The following is a 15558-nucleotide window of genomic DNA, read 5'->3' as shown; positions in this document are numbered from 1 at the left end:
AAACGACTGAGAAACGCTCCGGATACTTGTCCTCGCGAAGGCGCTTCGCGCGAGCGCTCGCCCGCCTCGCCCGAAGAACCTCCCGGACGGCGCTGGACGGTGCTGATCGCACGGGGTTGGCTTCCCGTACGCGCAGGCGCGTGATCGCGCCGGCTCCCCACCCCCTCTCTGCGATCCGGACACATGAAAACGATCATCAACTCAAGAGACGTCCTCTCGGGCCTCCTCTTCATCGCCCTCGGGCTCTTGTTCGGCTGGCAGACCCAGGACCTGCCCATGGGCACGGCGGTGCGCATGGGGCCGGGTTATTTCCCGCTGGTGCTCTCGGGTCTGCTCGGCCTGCTCGGGCTCATCATTCTCATCAACGGCCTGCGCTTCCCCGGCGAGATGCCGAGCGGCATCGCCTGGCGGGCGGTGCTCATCATCACCGGCGCGGTGGTGTTCTTCGGCTTCGGCGTGCGGCCCCTCGGCTTCCTGCCTGCCCTCGGCATCTCGGTGTTCGTCTCGGCGCTGGCCTCGCGCCTGTTCACCTTCCGGACGGCGCTGCTGAACACCGCCGTGATGGTGGTGTTCGCCTGGGCCGTCTTCATCAAGGGCCTCGGCCTGCCGCTGCCGCTGCTCGGCCCGTGGCTCGGCGGATACTGAGGAGGCGCCCGTGGACCTTCTCGACAACCTCGCCCTCGGCTTCTCCGTCGCGCTGTCGCTGCAGAACGTCTTCTACTGCTTCGTCGGGGCGCTGCTCGGCACGCTGATCGGCGTTTTGCCCGGCCTCGGCCCGGTGGCGACCATCGCCATGCTGCTGCCGCTCACCTTCGGCCTGCCGCCGGTCTCCGCCCTCATCATGCTCGCCGGCATCTATTACGGTGCGCAGTATGGCGGCTCCACCACCGCCATCCTCATCAACCTGCCGGGCGAATCCTCGTCCGTGGTCACCGCCATCGACGGCCACCAGATGGCCCGCAAGGGCCGGGCGGGCGCGGCGCTCGCCACCGCGGCGCTGGGCTCCTTCTTCGCCGGCTCGGTGGCGACCCTGCTGCTCGCCCTGTTCGCGCCACCGCTCGCCAACCTCGCGCTGCAGTTCGGGCCGCCGGAATATTTCTCGCTGATGGTGCTCGGCCTCATCGCCTCGGTGACGCTGGCCTCGGGCTCGGTGGTCAAGGCCATCGCCATGATCGTGCTGGGGCTGATCCTCGGCCTCTCCGGCCAGGACATCTACACCGGCACGCCGCGCTTCACCTTCGACATGCAGGAACTCTCCGACGGCTTCGACTTCGTTGCGCTGGCCATGGGCATGTTCGGCATCAGCGAGATCATCCGCAACCTGGAGGATGAACACCAGCGCTCGCTGGTGGCGGCCAAGGTGAAGAGCCTGATGCTCACGAAGGAGGAGTTCAAGCGCATCATCGCGCCGGTCCTGCGTGGCACGGTGATCGGCTCCTTCCTCGGCATCCTGCCGGGCGGCGGCGCCATGCTGTCCTCCTTCGCCTCCTATTCCATCGAGAAGAAGATCTCGAAATACCCGCGCGAGTTCGGGCGGGGTGCCATCGAGGGCGTGGCGGGGCCGGAGAGCGCCAACAACGCCGGCGCGCAGACCTCCTTCATTCCCATGCTGACGCTGGGCATCCCCTCCAACCCGGTGATGGCGCTGATGATCGGCGCCCTCATCATCCAGGGCATCACGCCCGGTCCCAACGTGGTGACGGAGAAGCCCGACCTATTCTGGGGCGTCATCGCCTCCATGTGGGTGGGCAACTTCATGCTGGTGCTGCTCAACCTGCCGCTCATCGGCATGTGGGTGCGCCTGCTCACCGTGCCCTACCACGTGATGTTCCCGGCCATCATCGCCTTCTGCTGCATCGGCGTGTACAGCGTGAACAACAACACGTTCGACGTGTACACCATGGCCCTGTTCGGCCTGCTCGGCTACGCGCTGGTGAAGCTCGATTGCGAGCCCGCCCCGCTGCTGCTCGGCTTCGTCATCGGCCCCATGCTGGAAGAGTATCTGCGCCGGGCCATGCTGATCTCGCGCGGCGACCCCACCGTGTTCGTCACCCGCCCCATCTCGGCCGTGCTGCTGCTGCTCGCCCTGGCCGCACTGGTGGTGGTGCTGCTGCCCTCGGTGCAGAAGGGCCGCGAGGAGGCGTTCAAGGAGTAGCGTTTCTGGATGCCGGATAGTCCGAGAAACCCGGAACAGGGTTTTCCAGATCGTGCCGTCTGCTGGTGGAAATCGAACCCCCGGTGGAAAGCGCCTGGCGATGGGCCTGGCAACGGGCGTCTTCCAGACCGATCGGACCGCCGCCTTCGAATGCCCATCGCAACCTCCTTGGCTCAGGTGTTGCGACGACCGATTGAATCCGCCTTGGATGGCGCGATCTGATTGGTGGATTAGACCGGGCGCTGGCCTCTGGCGGTCAATCGCCATGGCGAGCGCCTCAAGCGCGAGCTGGTGTGCAGGGATCTCGCGCATGGACCAGCCGACTAGCTTGCGGGTGTGCATGTCGAGCGCGCCGGCCAGGTAGAGCCACCACTCACCGGTGGGGAGGTCGGTCAGGTCCGCCAGCCAGACCTGGCTCGGAGCCGTGGTCGTGAAGTTCCGGGCGAGCCTGTTGGGAGCAATCGGATAGGAAGGCCGGCTGTGGTCGTCCTGGAGCGACGCGCAAGGCGGCCATGCTCCGAATGCCGGCACGGCGCATCAGCCGCTCGATGTGGGCACGGCCCACGCGCCGGCCTTGCCCTTGCAAGACCTCACGGATCCGCGGCGCACCATAGGTCCCTCTACTCTCAGCGCGGATCATCCGGATGTCATCGATGAGTTCCGGCCGGGGCCGCTCACTGGGAATCGCCCAGCTGCAATGCTCGCCGCTTCCAGCCCCTCGCATGCGTGACCACATTCACAATCGGCGCACCGGCCGGACCCATGGCCGCTTCCCCGACCCCTAGATAGCCCGCGCGGATGGTCGATCAGGCTAACGGCGATGTCGGGCGCCTCAGGGATGCTCATCCTGAACTCAGCGGAATACGTGTTGCCCGTTTGGCAACGCGGCGTTTCCGACAAGCTGCTACATGCCCGACAGATTGACGTCTAACATATGCGCAGCATGTTTAGCTCGCAGCATTGGCAAATGAATCAAGCCACATGCGGCGAGACGGAACAGTTTAACATTAATTATTTGGAATATGTATTCGGAGGTACGCTGTGTCTTTAGCGCCGATCAGAGATGCAGAACTTTACTATGAAGTCGACGGCTCGGGTGAGCCGTTGATCCTGATCACGGGGATGGGTGGGCTGGCGTCATATTGGGCGCCGCAGGTCCAGGCGTTCGCGAAGCACTTTCGTGTCTACCGATTTGATCACCGCGGGACCGGTCAATCAACACATAGCGATGTTGCGTATTCGATCGAGCTTCTCGCGTCGGACACGATCGGGCTCATGTCAGCGCTAGACATACCGTCCGCACATTTCATCGGGCATTCGACGGGTGGAATGATGCTGCAGGTAATCTCCTCACAGCATCCTGAGATCGTCGCGAGCCAAGTCCTCTATGGCACCCGAGGTCGAACCGACGCATTCTCCCGCCGCGCCATGGGACTGCGCAAGGAAGCTGCGCTGCACATAGGGATAGACTCCTATGTGCGTTCTTCGCCCATTTTCCTTTATCCGAGCGCGTGGGTGCATGAGCACGATGCAGAGCTGGCTCAAGCCGAACGTCAAGCGGTGGCGTCGTCGGCACCAGCGAAGATCATCGCCAGCCGTCTCGATGCGGTGCTGCGGCATGACCAGATGCATGCGTTGGGGAAAATCGTGGCGCCGACACTTGTCACCTGCGCACGCGACGACTTTCTCACGCCGCCCTACTACTCGGAGGAACTGGCGGCGGCGATACCCAATGCCTCCCTTGAGTTCGTATCAAAAGGGGGGCATGCCTGCTCGATTACGAACGCTGGCGAATTCAACGACCGTGTTCTGAACTTTCTGCGCCAGCAGAGCAGCATAGCATAGCCGTCCAGCCCGATCAGAACGCCCGCGACCACGATCCCGCACCTCAAGACAGGAACACGCCATGCCGAAGCAGATCATCATTCCCCCCGGCAGCCCGCCGCCGCTGGCGCCCTATTCTCCTGGCACGCGGGCGGGCAATGTCGTCTACGTCTCCGGCGTGCTTGCCATGGCATCGGACGGCACGACCGTCGGCGTCGGCGACGTGGAAACCCAGACTCGTCATGTGCTCTTTACGATCAAATCCGTCGTCGAGACCGCCGGCGGAACAATGGACGACATCGCGTTCAACAGCATTTTCTTGAAGTCGCTCGACGATTACACCGCCATGAACCGTGTCTATGCGGAGTTCTTTCCCTCCAGTCCACCTGCCCGCTACTGCATCCGCGCCGATCTCGTGCGGCCGGAGTTCCTGGTGGAGATAGCGTCCATTGCGCACCTCAGTTGAGGGCGCGTTCGAGATGCGACAGGAGCGCGTGGGCGGCGAACGGAAGTCGCCGATCGCGGTGAGCTTGAACCTCGAGACGATACGGACCAAGCGGTTCAGGGGTCACCGGCCGCGCGCACAGCACACCCCGTGAGAGTTCGTCGCCGATGAACATTGGCGACATGAAGGTCAAGGCGCCCCCGTGCTGCACCATGGCCTTCAAGGCGACGACGGAGTTCGATGTCATCAGTTCGCGCGGCGCGAGACCTCGCCGCGCGAACTGCGCATCCATGAATTGGCGCGCGCCGAAGGATGGCTGCAACAGCGCCATGGGGTATGCCGCCGCTTCCTCCACTGTGATCGATGCGCGCTCGGCGAGCGGATGCCCGGGAGCGATGACGACCTCGAGCGTATCGATCCGCGACGCCACGGTCTTGATGTCCGGCCTGGCTATGGCATTGATAGTGATGCCAAAATCACACTCGTCCTTGACGATGGCCTCGACGATGCGGTCCGTCGGCGCGGTAACGACGCGATAGTCGATGCCGGGGTTCTCGCCATGAAAGGCGCCAAGAACCCTGGGCAGGAATTCGACCACCAGACCCTCGACGCAGAAGATGTCGATCTGACCGCGGCGCAGCCCCTTCAGGTCGTCAACGAGCGAGCGGATGCGCTGGAACTCCCGGAACGTCGACCGGCAGTGCTGTGCCACGACCTCCCCGGCCGCGGTCAGGCGAATGCCGCTCGGGCCGCGCTCGATCAGTTCTGCGCCCAGCTCATGCTCTAGATTGGCAATCTGCCGGCTGATCGCGGAGGCCGCGACATGCAGCCTGTTGGCCGCCTGCCGGATTGAGCGGCAATCGGCGACCTCGACGAAATAGCGCAGGGCCGTGTGGTTCATCTTCCCTCAGTGCGCAACGAGGGCGCCGCATAAGCCCGAAACCTGCCCGCGTCGATGCGAGTCAGCGCGCGGCGTGGTCAGGATCTCAGCCTAAGCAAAGCACAGGCGCATGCCTATCGCAATTGACCGCGAAGGGGTGATGCCGATTCGGCAACAGCGTGTACAGCACACGGTTCTACCCGCGAGCACGCGGGTCATGATCTATTCTCGCGAATGACCGGGGTCTGCCACAGATGGAGCTGATGATGACAGTAAACCAGGTGCGTGACGGCGTCACGAAGAGCTTGCGGCTGCCGGAAGGCAAAATGCGGATCGCTTCTCCCACAACGGCGCAGAAGATCGTGTTCGCACCGCGCTCCTACTACAATCCGTTGATCGATCGGGGCGAGACGCCCGTCTTCATCGGAATGCAGACCTGTGAGCCCAACTATCAGATTGGCGCCCACTGGCATCCTTACACTGAATGCCTGGTGGTGCTGGAGGGGGAGGCCTTTGCTTGGCTCATCGGTAAGGAGGAAGAAGGTGGCGTCGCGCGCGCCGGCGACGTTATCGAATTCCCGCCGATCCTGCCCCACGCCTTCCGTACCCATGGCGACAAGCAGCTTCGCGTGCTCGGCATCCACTGCTCGCCCACGCGGATCGTGCACTTCCTCGACGAAAGCCTCGTCCTCAAGAACGGCTACCAGGTGCTGAACGACGAGCTCCAGCCGACCTACGCGTGACACCCCGTCCACGTGCCTAGCCATACCCGACTGGATACCGCGCCGGCTTTGTCCGGCGCGGAATTCCGGACCGTTACGATCTCGAGGAAGCGATGAAGCTTTATTCCGCCGAAAACACCTGCTCGCTCTCACCCCATATCGTTTTGCGGGAGTTGGGCCTCGGCTTTGATCTGGTGATGATCAATAACAAGACGAAGGAGACGGCGACAGGCGAGGACTTCCGCACCATCAACCCGAAGGGCTACGTCGCCGCGCTGCAGCTCGATGACGGCCAAGTGCTGACAGAGGGCCCCGCCATCGTGCAGTTTCTCGCCGACCTCAAGCCGGACGCGGGTCTCGCCCCGCGGGCCGGATCGTGGGAGCGGGTCCGGCTTCAGGAATGGCTCAATTTCATCACCAGCGAAGTGCATTCGGGTTCGGCGCCGCTTTTTAACGCCTGGTTGCCCGAGGCGGTGCAAAGTCATTTCAAGGAACGGCTGTTCCACCGCTTCCGCGAGATCACGGCGGTTCTCGATACGCAGCCCTATCTGCTGAACGGCCATTTCAGCGTGGCCGACGCCTACCTCTACACCGTCCTGCGCTGGATGAAGTTCTTCGCCATCGATCTTCGGGACTGGCCCGCCATCTGGGCCTTCATGGAGCGAGTCGAGGCGCGTCCGTCGGTGCAGGCGGCGCTCGAGGCCGAGCGGCTCGCCCCGAAGCCGGCCTGATTCCATTTTTGTTCGAAACACGCGGTTCTAGCGACCGAGCGCCTGACGCGCGCTCGGCGAGAGGAGATTGTCATGTCGTCTTCCCCTATCAGGGCTCTCGATCCCCGCTTTGCCGACCTCGTGTCGGCCACGGCAGACCTGCAGCAGATCACCACAGGCTTCGGTTTCACCGAGGGCGTGACCTGGGTTCAGAATGGAACCCACGGACATCTGCTGTTTAGCGACATTCCGGCCAACGTTATCTACCGCTGGACACCGGACCGGGCTGGGGCGGGCTCCCTCGATGTTTTTCTCGAGAAAGCAGGGTACCAAGGGCACGATGTCTGGCGCGTAGGCATGCCGTTTACGAACGGCAAGGCGCCGGATGATCCCGGCTACGAGCAGTTCAACATGTTCGGCTCCAACGGCATCACGCTGGACTTGGAAGGGCGAGTCGTCATCGCCACGTGGGGTGGCAGATCCATCGATCGGATCGAGGAGGATGGCAGGCGGACGGTGGTCGCCGATCGCTTTGATGGCAAACGCTTTGGCGGCCCCAACGACGTCGTTGTCTGCAGGAACGGCTACATCTACTTCACCGATACCTTCGGCGGCATGCTCGGGCTCGGCGAGGACCCCTCGCGGGAGCTCGACATCAATGCCATTTACCGCATCCGTGACAGTGAGGTCATTCGCGTCATCGACGACATCCCCAATGTGAACGGCCTCGCCTTCTCGCCCGACGAAACGGTGCTCTACGCCAACGGCTCAATCGACAATTTTATCCGACGGTATGACGTCGATGCCGACGGCAATATCAGCAACGGCTCGCTGTTTTACGATTTTGCAGACGTTCCAGGCGACGGAATTACCGATGGGATGCGGGTCGACGTCGCGGGAAATCTCTGGACGACCGCACCGGGGGGCGTCTGGGCATTGTCGCCCGATGGTGCACCGCTCGGAATGATCGCGCTGCCGGAGGGCGGCAGCAATCTGGTGTTCGGCGGCCCCGACCGCAAGACGCTCTATATCTCGGCGGCCACCAGCATCTACCGCATCGAGACCAAGATTGCTGGCGCGCGGTAACAATAGCAGCAACACGGCTATGAGAAAAAACAATCGCAAAAACTAAATAAATCCAGGGGAATATAATGAAACGGCGCCAATTTCTTAAGATGTCGAGAGGCATCGGTTTCCTTGCGGTCGGAGCGGCGATCGGGCCGTTCGTCGCTCCGACGCATGCGCAAACCAGCGGGCGTAAGTCGATCCGGATCGGCATGTCGGTCGCCTCGACGGGGACATTCGCTCATGATTCCCAGTCCGGCCGCCGGGCGATCGATCTGTGGCTCGAACAGGTTAACGCGCAGGGCGGCCTGCTCCACCAGGGGCAGCGCTACCCGGTCGAGCTTGTGGTCCGCGACGACCGCAGTGACAAGCAGCTCGCGCCACGCGTGTACGAAAGCCTGATCTTCGACGAAAAGGTCGACCTCGTGCTCGCTCCTTACGGTTCGACTCTGACGGCGGCCGCGGCGACGATCACCGACCGCAACGACATCTTTATGATGGGGTGGGCCGTCGCCGCCGATTCGGTATTCAAGCAGGGCTACAAATATATCGTCAATGGAGGCACCACCCCCGTTTCGCGGGTGCCGGAGGTGCCGGTCCAGGCGCTGAAGCGCTTCGGCGGCAAGGTCGTTTCCACCATCGCGGTCGACGAGCCCTATTCGGACGCGCTCGCCGGCAGCTTTCGTGCCACGGCCGAGAAGAACGGTCTCGCTGTCGGCGTTGCGGAGAAGTACAGCCGGGGCGCGAAGGATTTTACAACCATCCTCAACAAAGCTGCCGCAGCAAAGACCGATCTTCTGTGCATCACGTCCTACGACACGGACATGATCGTCATGCTGCGGCAGATGAAGGAAAACGACATTAATTTTCCGGCGATTTTTTCGACCTTCTCCCAGAACTCGTCGATCCTCGCGCTCGGCAACGACGCCATCGGCCTCTGGGGACAATCGAACATCGACCCGCGCGTCGCCTACGCGGTCAATCTTGGACCCACCGCCGCGCAATATCTCGATGCCTACAACACCAAGTATCCGAACGGGCCGCAGTCAGACATCAATTCTGCTGTCGCCTTTGCGAGCCTCATGGTGCTGGGCGCGATCATCGAGCGTGCGCCGAGCCTGACGGCGCCCGACCTCAAGGCCGCGGCTCTTGATCTCAGCGGCCACCTCACTGTGCTGAACGGCACCTATCGGATCGACGAGACGGGCTTCCAGACCGGCTACGACATCTTGGTCATCCAGAATACCGCGAAAGGTGGAAGGGAGGTCATCGCGCCGGCTGCGGTCGCGACCTCGGCGCCGCTCTTTCCCATGCCCACCTGGGACCAGAAGGCGAAGATGTAGCCTTGCTTCGCCTGCGGCGGAAGCATCCGCCGCTCCTCGTCCTGAATACGGCGGCCACGCAGGAAGTCTCGATGTCCATGGTCATGCAATCTGCCCCTTCAGCCGAAACCGCCCCATCCGTGCGGCAACGTGCGCCGCTGTTCCGGCTGCATCGCGCCAGTGTCTGGATCTGGTGTCTCACGCTTGCAGGTATCAGCCTCATTGCGGTCTCGATCCCGGCCGTCTCGGCGGGTGTCTCGTTCTGGTTCTACTTGTTCCAGTGGATCGCGCTCGCGTCCGCGCTCAATCTGATGGCTGGAATGACAGGCTATGTGCCCTTCGGCTTTGCCGCCTTCTTCGGCATCGGCGCCTACGCCGCAGCGGTGCTGAGCCAGTTCCACCACGCGCCGACCTGGGCGGCGCTCGTCGGAGCTACGGCGGCCGGAGCGCTGCTCGCGGTGCTGTTTGCACCCACGCTGCGGCTACGCGGCGTGTTCTTCTCGGTGGTCAGCCTGTCGCTCGCCATCGTGCTGCGTAGCGTTATCGTCCTCCTGCCGGAGGACGTTGCCGGGGGCAGCAGCGGGATCACCATCACCGGGCGGCATGATCCGATCCGCCTCTATTATCTGATGGTCGCCGTCTCCATGGGGGCGGTGGCGATCGCCACGGCGATCTCGGTCACGCCCCATGGGCTCCGGCTCAAGGCGATCGGCGACGACCTCGATGCGGCGCAGATCATCGGCGTCAACGCGAAGGGGCTTCGGCTCGCCATGTGGATGCTTTCCGGCACCATCGCGGCGGTGTGCGGGGCGCTCGAAGGCCTCTATTCCTCCGCCATCGACCCCGCGGCCGCGTTCAACATCCTGATCTCGACCAAGGCTATCATCTATGCCGCGCTGGGCGGCCTCGGCACCGTCATGGGGCCAGTGGTTGGCGCTGTGCTCATGACCATCACCGACGAACTCATCTGGACCCGCTTTCCCATTGCCAACCTCTTCATCCTCGGGCTGATCGTCTCGGCGACGGTCCTGTTCTTCCCACGGGGCATCGTCGGCTCGCTGCTGCAGCGCCACCCGCGATTCCGCCGCTGGTTCTTCTAGGAGCGCCCCATGACTTCCCTGATGACAGGCGCCATCGTCAACGCGATCGCCCTCGGCATCCTCTACGGCCTGCTGGGCCTCAGCCTCACCATCGTCTACGGCGCCATGCGCATCGCCAACCTGGCCCATGGAGAGATGGTCCTAGCCGGGAGTTACGTGGCCTATGTGGTGACGACCCAACTCGGCTATTCGCCTCTGGCGGCAATCCCCGTCGCGTTCATTCTGCTGTTCCTGCTGGCGTTTGCGCTGTTCGCCGTCGCCGGACGCCGGCTGCAGGCGGCGCGCGATCCGGAAATGGCATCCTTCCTGTTCTTCTATGGCGTCTCGCTGATGGTCGCGTCGGGGCTGCTCTTTCTCTTCGACGCGGATGCCCGGTCGGTTATCTTCCAATTCCAGCCCCTATCGTACCGGGTGCTGGGGCTGGTGATCCCCAAGGCGCGGGTCGTCGCGGTGGGCGTCGCCATGGTGCTGGTTCCGGCGCTGTTCCTATTCCTCTACCGCACGACCTCCGGCAAGGCGCTGCGCGCCGCCGTCATGAACCGCGACGCGCTCCGGATCGTCGGCGTCGATGTCGAGCGCCTCTCGCTCGTCGCCTTTTCGGTCAGCGCGGGGATCGCCGGTGTGACGGGGGTACTTCTCGCGCTCGTCTTCCCGGCCTTCACGCCGTTTTCCGGGTTGGACTACACCATCACTGGCTTCGTCGTGATCGTTCTGGGCGGGCTCGGCAGCCCCCTCGGAGCCTTGCTGGGCGGGATGATCTTCGCCTTCTCGGAGCAGCTCACCACCTTGTGGATCGGGCAGAGCGCGGGTGTTCTCGCTGGCTTTCTGATCCTCGTCCTGGTCGTCGCAATCCGTCCCGCGGGCCTCATTGGCCAAGCCGAGTGGAAATCATGAGCCTTCAAATCTCTAATCTCTCCAAAAGCTACGGCCGGGTCCGAGCGCTGAGCGACGTATCTCTCTCCGTCCATCCCGGCGAGGTCCTCGGCATCATGGGGGTGAACGGTGCCGGCAAGTCCACCCTTCTGAACTGCATCTGCGGCTTTGCCACGCCGGATGCAGGAGCCATTGAACTGGGCGGTCGTGGCATCTGCGGGCAGCGACCCGACCACGTCAGCCGTGCGGGTGTCGGGCGAACCTTTCAGGTCCCGCGTTCGTTCCGGAGCCTCACCGTGCTGGAAAACCTGCTCGTGGTTCCCGCACGCGGGGAGCCCTCCGGCATCCGGCTCGACCGGGCGCACCACGCCCTCGAAAAGGTGAAGCTCGCGACCCTCGCGAACAATTATGCGGGCGAGCTTTCGGGCGGCCAGCAGAAGCTGCTGGAACTCGCCAGGATTCTGATCCTCGCGCCGCGGGTCGTCCTCTTCGACGAGCCGCTGGCGGGGATGCATTCCGACCTGTGCCGCGTCTTCCTCGACGAGGTGGCAGAGATGCTGTCGCGGTCAGTCGCGGTCATGCTCGTCTGCCACGATCCCGGCATCCTCTACCGGCTCGCGCGCGACATCGTGGTGCTGCACGAAGGCCGCGTGCTCAGCTCCGGCTCACCGGCAGCGGTCCGGTGCGACCCGGCCGTCATCGAAGCCTATTTGGGCGTCCAGCATTGATCGGGAGCTTATCTTGAACGCCTTGGCACAAATTGGACCCGACTCGACCCTGATCTCGTTCCGCAATGTGTATGCCGCCTATTTCGGCGACATCCATGTTCTGAAAAATCTCACCCTGTCCTTCCGCTCCGGCGAGGTTACCGGCATCATTGGCCCCAATGGCGCAGGCAAATCGACCGTCCTCAAGACGCTGCTGGGCTTCTTGAAGCCCAGCGCCGGGGATATCGTGTTCGATGGCCGGTCTTTGCTCGGAACACCTTCTCACGACATGGTGCACGTCGGCGTCGGCTACGTGCCCCAGAACAGCAGCCTCTTCCTAGACTTGTCCGTGGAGGACAACCTGATCCTCGGGTGCTGGCCCGTTCGTCGCGATGGCGCGCGGGTACGACGGGCCATCGACAGAGTGCTCGGCGACTTCCCCATGCTGGCTCCCTTCCGCCATGGGCGGGCGGGCGAACTCAGCGGCGGCCAGCGCCGCTTCCTGGAGATCGCCCGGGCGTTGCTGATCGAGCCAAAGGCCCTGCTCTTCGACGAGCCGACAGCGATGATCGCTCCGAAATATGCTTCCGAGGTCTATGATCACATCGCCCGACTGGCGCGTCAGGGAATTGCCGTCATCCTCGTGGATCAAAACGTGCGCCCCTGCATCCAGGTCTCCGACTACGTCTACATCCTGGAGCTTGGACAGAAGACCATGGAAGGCGATGCTGATGCGTTTCGCTCCGACGAACGCATACGAGCCGAGATTGGCCGCTGGCTCGAAGTGTCGGGGGGCTGAGGACATTTCTGACAGGCCTTCCGGTGGCGCGTCTCGTTCCGTCAGGCTCACATCATGCATCCCATGCCGGTGAGCAGGTCGTTGGCCTTCTTCTTCTGGTCATCGCTTAGCGCGGCGTAGAGGTTGCTTAGCGGCTGCTTCATATCCTTGAGAGCAGCGGCGCGGGCTTCCATCACCGAAATGCGGGACTCAAGACGATCCATCGGCGTGTCCGCGTCAAAGCTGGCGCGCATGGCCTGGCGCAGGCCCTGCATGCTGATGAAATTGTTCTTCATCGCCGCCACATAGGCATCCCACACCTTGGCCTGCGCATCGGTGACGCCGAGCTCGGCCTTCAGGAAGGCGACACGCCCCTCGATGAAGGCGGGCAACTGGCCGTCGGCATCACCCGTCATCCAGCCTCCGCAGCCACCCATCATGCTCCGAGCCGAGCGGTGGAATCCGGGGCCCCACCCTCCCTGGCCGGGCCCCATATAGCCCTCACCCTGGCCCATCATGCCCGGACCAGAGCCGGGCCCACCGCCCATCTGGGCGCTCGCCGGCACAGCGGACAATGCCGCGGCCAGCGCGAGCGCTGCGAACCGCGCAACGGAAACGGATTTGATCTTCATGACGCTCTCCCTACCTCTGGGCGGACATGTCCGCCCCTCCGAACTGCGCCGGGGGCGAGCCCGAACATCTTAGGCTGCGCCTGCGCCGTCCTGCCGGGTCGATCAGGCGTGGCACCACACGCGCGATGCACGGCGAATGGCTTCCCCGTCCTCCCGCGCGAACCAGAGCGGCGGGCCGTCAGACCCGAAACGGTCGTCCTCGATGGCCGAAACCTCCGCACCACCGACAATGATATTATTTATGCGCTTGCACGCATATGCGCATGAGCGTAAATTGAAGCCATGGACTCCGCGCTCACCCTTCTGTCGGCCCTGGCTGAACACACCCGCCTCGCGGCAGTCCGACTCCTGTGGGACGGGCGCGAGCATTGTGTATGCGAGCTTGTGCGCGTCCTCGGCGTCACCCAATCCCGCATGTCGCGCCATATGGCGGTGCTCAAGCAGGCCGGCATGGTGATCGACCGGCGGGACGCCCAATGGGTGCGCTACCGTCGCAATCCTGAACTACCGGCCGAGCAGGCCGCCATCGTCGATGCTGTTCTCAACAGCCTGAATGCTTCGTCCGATAGGAGAGCCGCATGAGCGCTGACCTGTCATTGACCGAGCGCAAGCCGCCGCGGGAGGCATCGCCTTTGGCCTGGGCGGCGGCAACGGTCGCGGCGATCGCGATCTGGTTCGTGGTCTATGCCCAGCTCGCGCCGTTCTCCCAATGGCTGGTGGCCCGTCTGCCGGTGGAACCCGGCAGCCATCTGGCCGAAGCGGTCGCGTTCTTCATCTACGATACGCCCAAGGTGCTGATGCTGCTGACGCTGGTGGTGTTCGCCATGGGCGTGGTGCGCAGCTTCTTCTCCGCCGAGCGCACGCGTGCGCTGCTCGCCGGACGGCGCGAGGGGCTCGGCAATGTCGCCGCCGCCGGTCTCGGCATCGTCACGCCCTTCTGCTCCTGCTCGGCGGTGCCCCTGTTCGTCGGTTTCGTCTCCGCCGGGGTGCCCCTCGGCGTCACCTTCTCCTTCCTCATCTCTGCGCCCATGGTCAACGAGGTGGCTCTGGGCCTGCTGTTCGCGCTCGTGGGCTGGAAGGTGGCGCTCACCTACCTGGCCTTCGGCCTTGGGGTGGCCATCGTTGCCGGCTGGGTCATCGGCCGGCTGCACCTGGAAGGCTGGCTGGAAGACTGGGTGCGCAACGTGCGCGCGGCTCCCGTCGATCTGCCGCCGAACGGCATGACGCTGGTGGATCGCATCAAGGCCGGCCTTGAGGCCGTGCGCGACATTGTCGGCAAGGTCTGGATGTGGATCATCGCCGGCATCGCGGCGGGCGCCTTCATCCACGGCTATGTCCCGGCGGACCTCCTCGCCTCCATCATGGGGCGGGATGCGTGGTGGTCGGTGCCGGCCGCGGTCCTGCTGGGCATTCCCATGTATTCCAATGCCGCGGGCATCATCCCGGTGGTGGAGGCTCTGCTGGCCAAGGGCGCGGCGCTGGGCACCGTGCTCGCCTTCATGATGGCGGTGATCGCCTTGTCGCTGCCGGAAATGATCATCCTGCGCAAAGTCTTGAGCCTGAAGCTGATTGCCGTGTTCGTGAGCGTGGTCGGCGCCGGCATCCTCGCAGTGGGTTTCCTGTTCAACGCGCTGTTTTCTTGAAACCGGAAAGGCTGAAGTCATGAAAGACGTGAAAGTGCTCGGCCCCGGCTGCTCCCGCTGTGAGACGACGGCGCAGATGGTGCGGGATGCGGCGGCCAAACTCGGGCTCGATGTCACGGTGGAAAAGGTCACCGACTATGCGGTGATCGCCGGCTACGGCATCGCTTCGACCCCCGGCATCGTCATCGACGGCAAGGTGGTACATGCCGGTGGCCTCCCGAAGCCGGATGATGTCGCCCGCTGGCTCGCGGCTTGAGCGCCCCATGCCGAAACCCAAGATCCGCGCGACACGGATCGACACACACGGCAGCCTCGCCCTGCTCCTCGGGGGGGATATCCCCCTTGAGCCGCTCAGCATCCCTCTTCTTCACCCAGAGGCGAAGGGACTGCTCACCCACCCCGAACTGGCGCGCGACCTCGCGATAGATGGTGCGGTCGCGCGGGTTGCGCAGCCGGCGGCGCTCCACCTCCTCGACGGAAAGATCCTTGACGTTGGCGTCGTAGCGGGCGAACGACGAAAGGGCATCGGACGGCAAGGCATCTGCTGCCGGAAGCCCGCCCTCCGGGGACCCATCCGCCTGGTTCTGCGCGCCGTCGCCGACGGTCTCGGCAGCGGCGGCGGTTTTGAGGGGAGCGCCGCGCATTTCCTTGCATTTCAAATATAAATCTAGTTTAGAATTTATATCGAGCCCGACGCGGAAG

General features: G+C 63.8%; 18 protein-coding genes and 1 pseudogene. 16 read left to right on the top strand and 3 right to left on the bottom strand.

Going from position 1 to position 15558, the window contains the following annotated elements; genetic code table 11:
- The first annotated feature begins 183 nt into the window (after positions 1-183).
- On the top strand, positions 184-645 hold the full coding sequence (locus EJ105_RS25185; protein WP_250168498.1) for a tripartite tricarboxylate transporter TctB family protein: 462 nt from the start codon (positions 184-186) through the stop codon (positions 643-645).
- A 10-nt stretch (positions 646-655) separates the two neighbouring features.
- Complete coding sequence (locus EJ105_RS25180) at positions 656-2155, top strand: tripartite tricarboxylate transporter permease (protein ID WP_250168497.1); 1500 nt, start codon at positions 656-658, stop codon at positions 2153-2155.
- A gap of 162 nt (positions 2156-2317) precedes the next feature.
- On the opposite strand, the pseudogene EJ105_RS25175 reads toward EJ105_RS25180, so the two are convergent.
- A pseudogene (locus EJ105_RS25175) lies at positions 2318-2891 on the bottom strand (IS3 family transposase); the annotation flags it as partial.
- A gap of 305 nt (positions 2892-3196) precedes the next feature.
- Between EJ105_RS25175 and EJ105_RS25170 the strand changes: the two are divergent.
- Both EJ105_RS25170 and rutC read left to right on the top strand, forming a co-directional pair.
- Complete coding sequence (locus tag EJ105_RS25170) at positions 3197-4000, top strand: alpha/beta fold hydrolase (protein WP_250168496.1); 804 nt, start codon at positions 3197-3199, stop codon at positions 3998-4000.
- A 61-nt stretch (positions 4001-4061) separates the two neighbouring features.
- Complete coding sequence (gene rutC / locus EJ105_RS25165) at positions 4062-4445, top strand: pyrimidine utilization protein C (protein WP_250168495.1); 384 nt, start codon at positions 4062-4064, stop codon at positions 4443-4445.
- Here the strand turns inward: rutC and EJ105_RS25160 are convergent.
- The gene (locus EJ105_RS25160) at positions 4438-5325 is read right to left on the bottom strand and encodes a LysR family transcriptional regulator (RefSeq protein ID WP_250168494.1); all 888 of its coding nucleotides are present in this window, start codon (positions 5323-5325) and stop codon (positions 4438-4440) included. The two genes, rutC and EJ105_RS25160, sit on opposite strands and share 8 nt — an antisense overlap.
- Positions 5326-5558: 233 nt before the next feature.
- Between EJ105_RS25160 and EJ105_RS25155 the strand changes: the two genes are divergently transcribed.
- The 8 genes from EJ105_RS25155 to EJ105_RS25120 all read left to right on the top strand — a co-directional run bounded on the left by EJ105_RS25155 (position 5559) and on the right by EJ105_RS25120 (position 12602).
- Positions 5559-6047, top strand: coding sequence for a cupin domain-containing protein (locus tag EJ105_RS25155; RefSeq protein WP_250168493.1), 489 nt, complete (start codon positions 5559-5561; stop codon positions 6045-6047).
- Positions 6048-6139: 92 nt separating this feature from the next.
- Entirely contained in the window at positions 6140-6757 is a 618-nt protein-coding gene (gene gstA / locus EJ105_RS25150) for a glutathione transferase GstA (protein WP_250168492.1), read from the top strand.
- Positions 6758-6829: 72 nt separating this feature from the next.
- Positions 6830-7822, top strand: coding sequence for an SMP-30/gluconolactonase/LRE family protein (locus EJ105_RS25145; protein WP_250168491.1), 993 nt, complete (start codon positions 6830-6832; stop codon positions 7820-7822).
- Between the two features lie 65 nt (positions 7823-7887).
- Positions 7888-9144 (top strand): amino acid ABC transporter substrate-binding protein, encoded by a 1257-nt coding sequence (locus EJ105_RS25140; RefSeq protein WP_250168490.1) that lies wholly within the window; start codon positions 7888-7890, stop codon positions 9142-9144.
- A 71-nt stretch (positions 9145-9215) separates the two neighbouring features.
- The gene (locus tag EJ105_RS25135) at positions 9216-10223 is read left to right on the top strand and encodes a branched-chain amino acid ABC transporter permease (protein ID WP_250168489.1); all 1008 of its coding nucleotides are present in this window, start codon (positions 9216-9218) and stop codon (positions 10221-10223) included.
- Between the two features lie 9 nt (positions 10224-10232).
- Entirely contained in the window at positions 10233-11117 is an 885-nt protein-coding gene (locus EJ105_RS25130; RefSeq protein WP_250168488.1) for a branched-chain amino acid ABC transporter permease, read from the top strand.
- Positions 11114-11824 (top strand): ABC transporter ATP-binding protein, encoded by a 711-nt coding sequence (locus tag EJ105_RS25125; RefSeq protein WP_250168509.1) that lies wholly within the window; start codon positions 11114-11116, stop codon positions 11822-11824. The genes EJ105_RS25130 and EJ105_RS25125 overlap by 4 nt, the downstream gene beginning before the upstream one ends.
- Before the next feature lie 13 nt (positions 11825-11837).
- Positions 11838-12602, top strand: coding sequence for an ABC transporter ATP-binding protein (locus EJ105_RS25120; RefSeq protein ID WP_250168487.1), 765 nt, complete (start codon positions 11838-11840; stop codon positions 12600-12602).
- A gap of 47 nt (positions 12603-12649) precedes the next feature.
- Here the strand turns inward: EJ105_RS25120 and EJ105_RS25115 are convergent, their stop codons facing one another.
- Positions 12650-13213, bottom strand: coding sequence for a Spy/CpxP family protein refolding chaperone (locus EJ105_RS25115; RefSeq protein WP_250168486.1), 564 nt, complete (start codon positions 13211-13213; stop codon positions 12650-12652).
- A 282-nt stretch (positions 13214-13495) separates the two neighbouring features.
- On the opposite strand from EJ105_RS25115, the gene EJ105_RS25110 reads away from it, so the two are divergent.
- Genes EJ105_RS25110 through EJ105_RS25095 form a run of 4 tightly spaced genes read left to right on the top strand, consistent with a single transcriptional unit; the run spans position 13496 to position 15521 of the window.
- Positions 13496-13795: an ArsR/SmtB family transcription factor gene (locus tag EJ105_RS25110; RefSeq protein ID WP_250168485.1), complete on the top strand. Its 300-nt coding sequence runs from the start codon at positions 13496-13498 to the stop codon at positions 13793-13795.
- Positions 13792-14856 carry a permease gene (locus EJ105_RS25105; RefSeq protein ID WP_250168484.1) on the top strand — a complete coding sequence of 355 codons (1065 nt, stop codon included), beginning with the start codon at positions 13792-13794 and terminating at the stop codon, positions 14854-14856. The genes EJ105_RS25110 and EJ105_RS25105 overlap by 4 nt, the downstream gene beginning before the upstream one ends.
- 19 nt (positions 14857-14875) lie before the next feature.
- Positions 14876-15112: a thioredoxin family protein gene (locus tag EJ105_RS25100; RefSeq protein WP_250168483.1), complete on the top strand. Its 237-nt coding sequence runs from the start codon at positions 14876-14878 to the stop codon at positions 15110-15112.
- Positions 15113-15119: 7 nt separating this feature from the next.
- Positions 15120-15521: a hypothetical protein gene (locus EJ105_RS25095; RefSeq protein ID WP_250168482.1), complete on the top strand. Its 402-nt coding sequence runs from the start codon at positions 15120-15122 to the stop codon at positions 15519-15521.
- The last annotated feature ends 37 nt before the right edge of the window (positions 15522-15558 follow it).

It is taken from the genome of Xanthobacter aminoxidans, from assembly GCF_023571765.1.
In the GTDB taxonomy this organism is placed as follows: domain Bacteria; phylum Pseudomonadota; class Alphaproteobacteria; order Rhizobiales; family Xanthobacteraceae; genus Xanthobacter; species Xanthobacter aminoxidans.
This window is presented reverse-complemented; position numbering and strand designations above follow the sequence as displayed.

Coding starts and splice junctions, on each gene's coding strand:
- EJ105_RS25185 (WP_250168498.1), top strand. CDS start 184: ATGAAAACGATCATCAACTCAAGAGACGTCCTCTCGGGCCTCCTCTTC.
- rutC (WP_250168495.1), top strand. CDS start 4,062: ATGCCGAAGCAGATCATCATTCCCCCCGGCAGCCCGCCGCCGCTGGCG.
- EJ105_RS25160 (WP_250168494.1), bottom strand. CDS start 5,325: ATGAACCACACGGCCCTGCGCTATTTCGTCGAGGTCGCCGATTGCCGC.
- EJ105_RS25155 (WP_250168493.1), top strand. CDS start 5,559: ATGGAGCTGATGATGACAGTAAACCAGGTGCGTGACGGCGTCACGAAG.
- gstA (WP_250168492.1), top strand. CDS start 6,140: ATGAAGCTTTATTCCGCCGAAAACACCTGCTCGCTCTCACCCCATATC.
- EJ105_RS25145 (WP_250168491.1), top strand. CDS start 6,830: ATGTCGTCTTCCCCTATCAGGGCTCTCGATCCCCGCTTTGCCGACCTC.
- EJ105_RS25140 (WP_250168490.1), top strand. CDS start 7,888: ATGAAACGGCGCCAATTTCTTAAGATGTCGAGAGGCATCGGTTTCCTT.
- EJ105_RS25135 (WP_250168489.1), top strand. CDS start 9,216: ATGTCCATGGTCATGCAATCTGCCCCTTCAGCCGAAACCGCCCCATCC.
- EJ105_RS25130 (WP_250168488.1), top strand. CDS start 10,233: ATGACTTCCCTGATGACAGGCGCCATCGTCAACGCGATCGCCCTCGGC.
- EJ105_RS25125 (WP_250168509.1), top strand. CDS start 11,114: ATGAGCCTTCAAATCTCTAATCTCTCCAAAAGCTACGGCCGGGTCCGA.
- EJ105_RS25115 (WP_250168486.1), bottom strand. CDS start 13,213: ATGAAGATCAAATCCGTTTCCGTTGCGCGGTTCGCAGCGCTCGCGCTG.
- EJ105_RS25110 (WP_250168485.1), top strand. CDS start 13,496: ATGGACTCCGCGCTCACCCTTCTGTCGGCCCTGGCTGAACACACCCGC.
- EJ105_RS25105 (WP_250168484.1), top strand. CDS start 13,792: ATGAGCGCTGACCTGTCATTGACCGAGCGCAAGCCGCCGCGGGAGGCA.
- EJ105_RS25100 (WP_250168483.1), top strand. CDS start 14,876: ATGAAAGACGTGAAAGTGCTCGGCCCCGGCTGCTCCCGCTGTGAGACG.
- EJ105_RS25095 (WP_250168482.1), top strand. CDS start 15,120: ATGCCGAAACCCAAGATCCGCGCGACACGGATCGACACACACGGCAGC.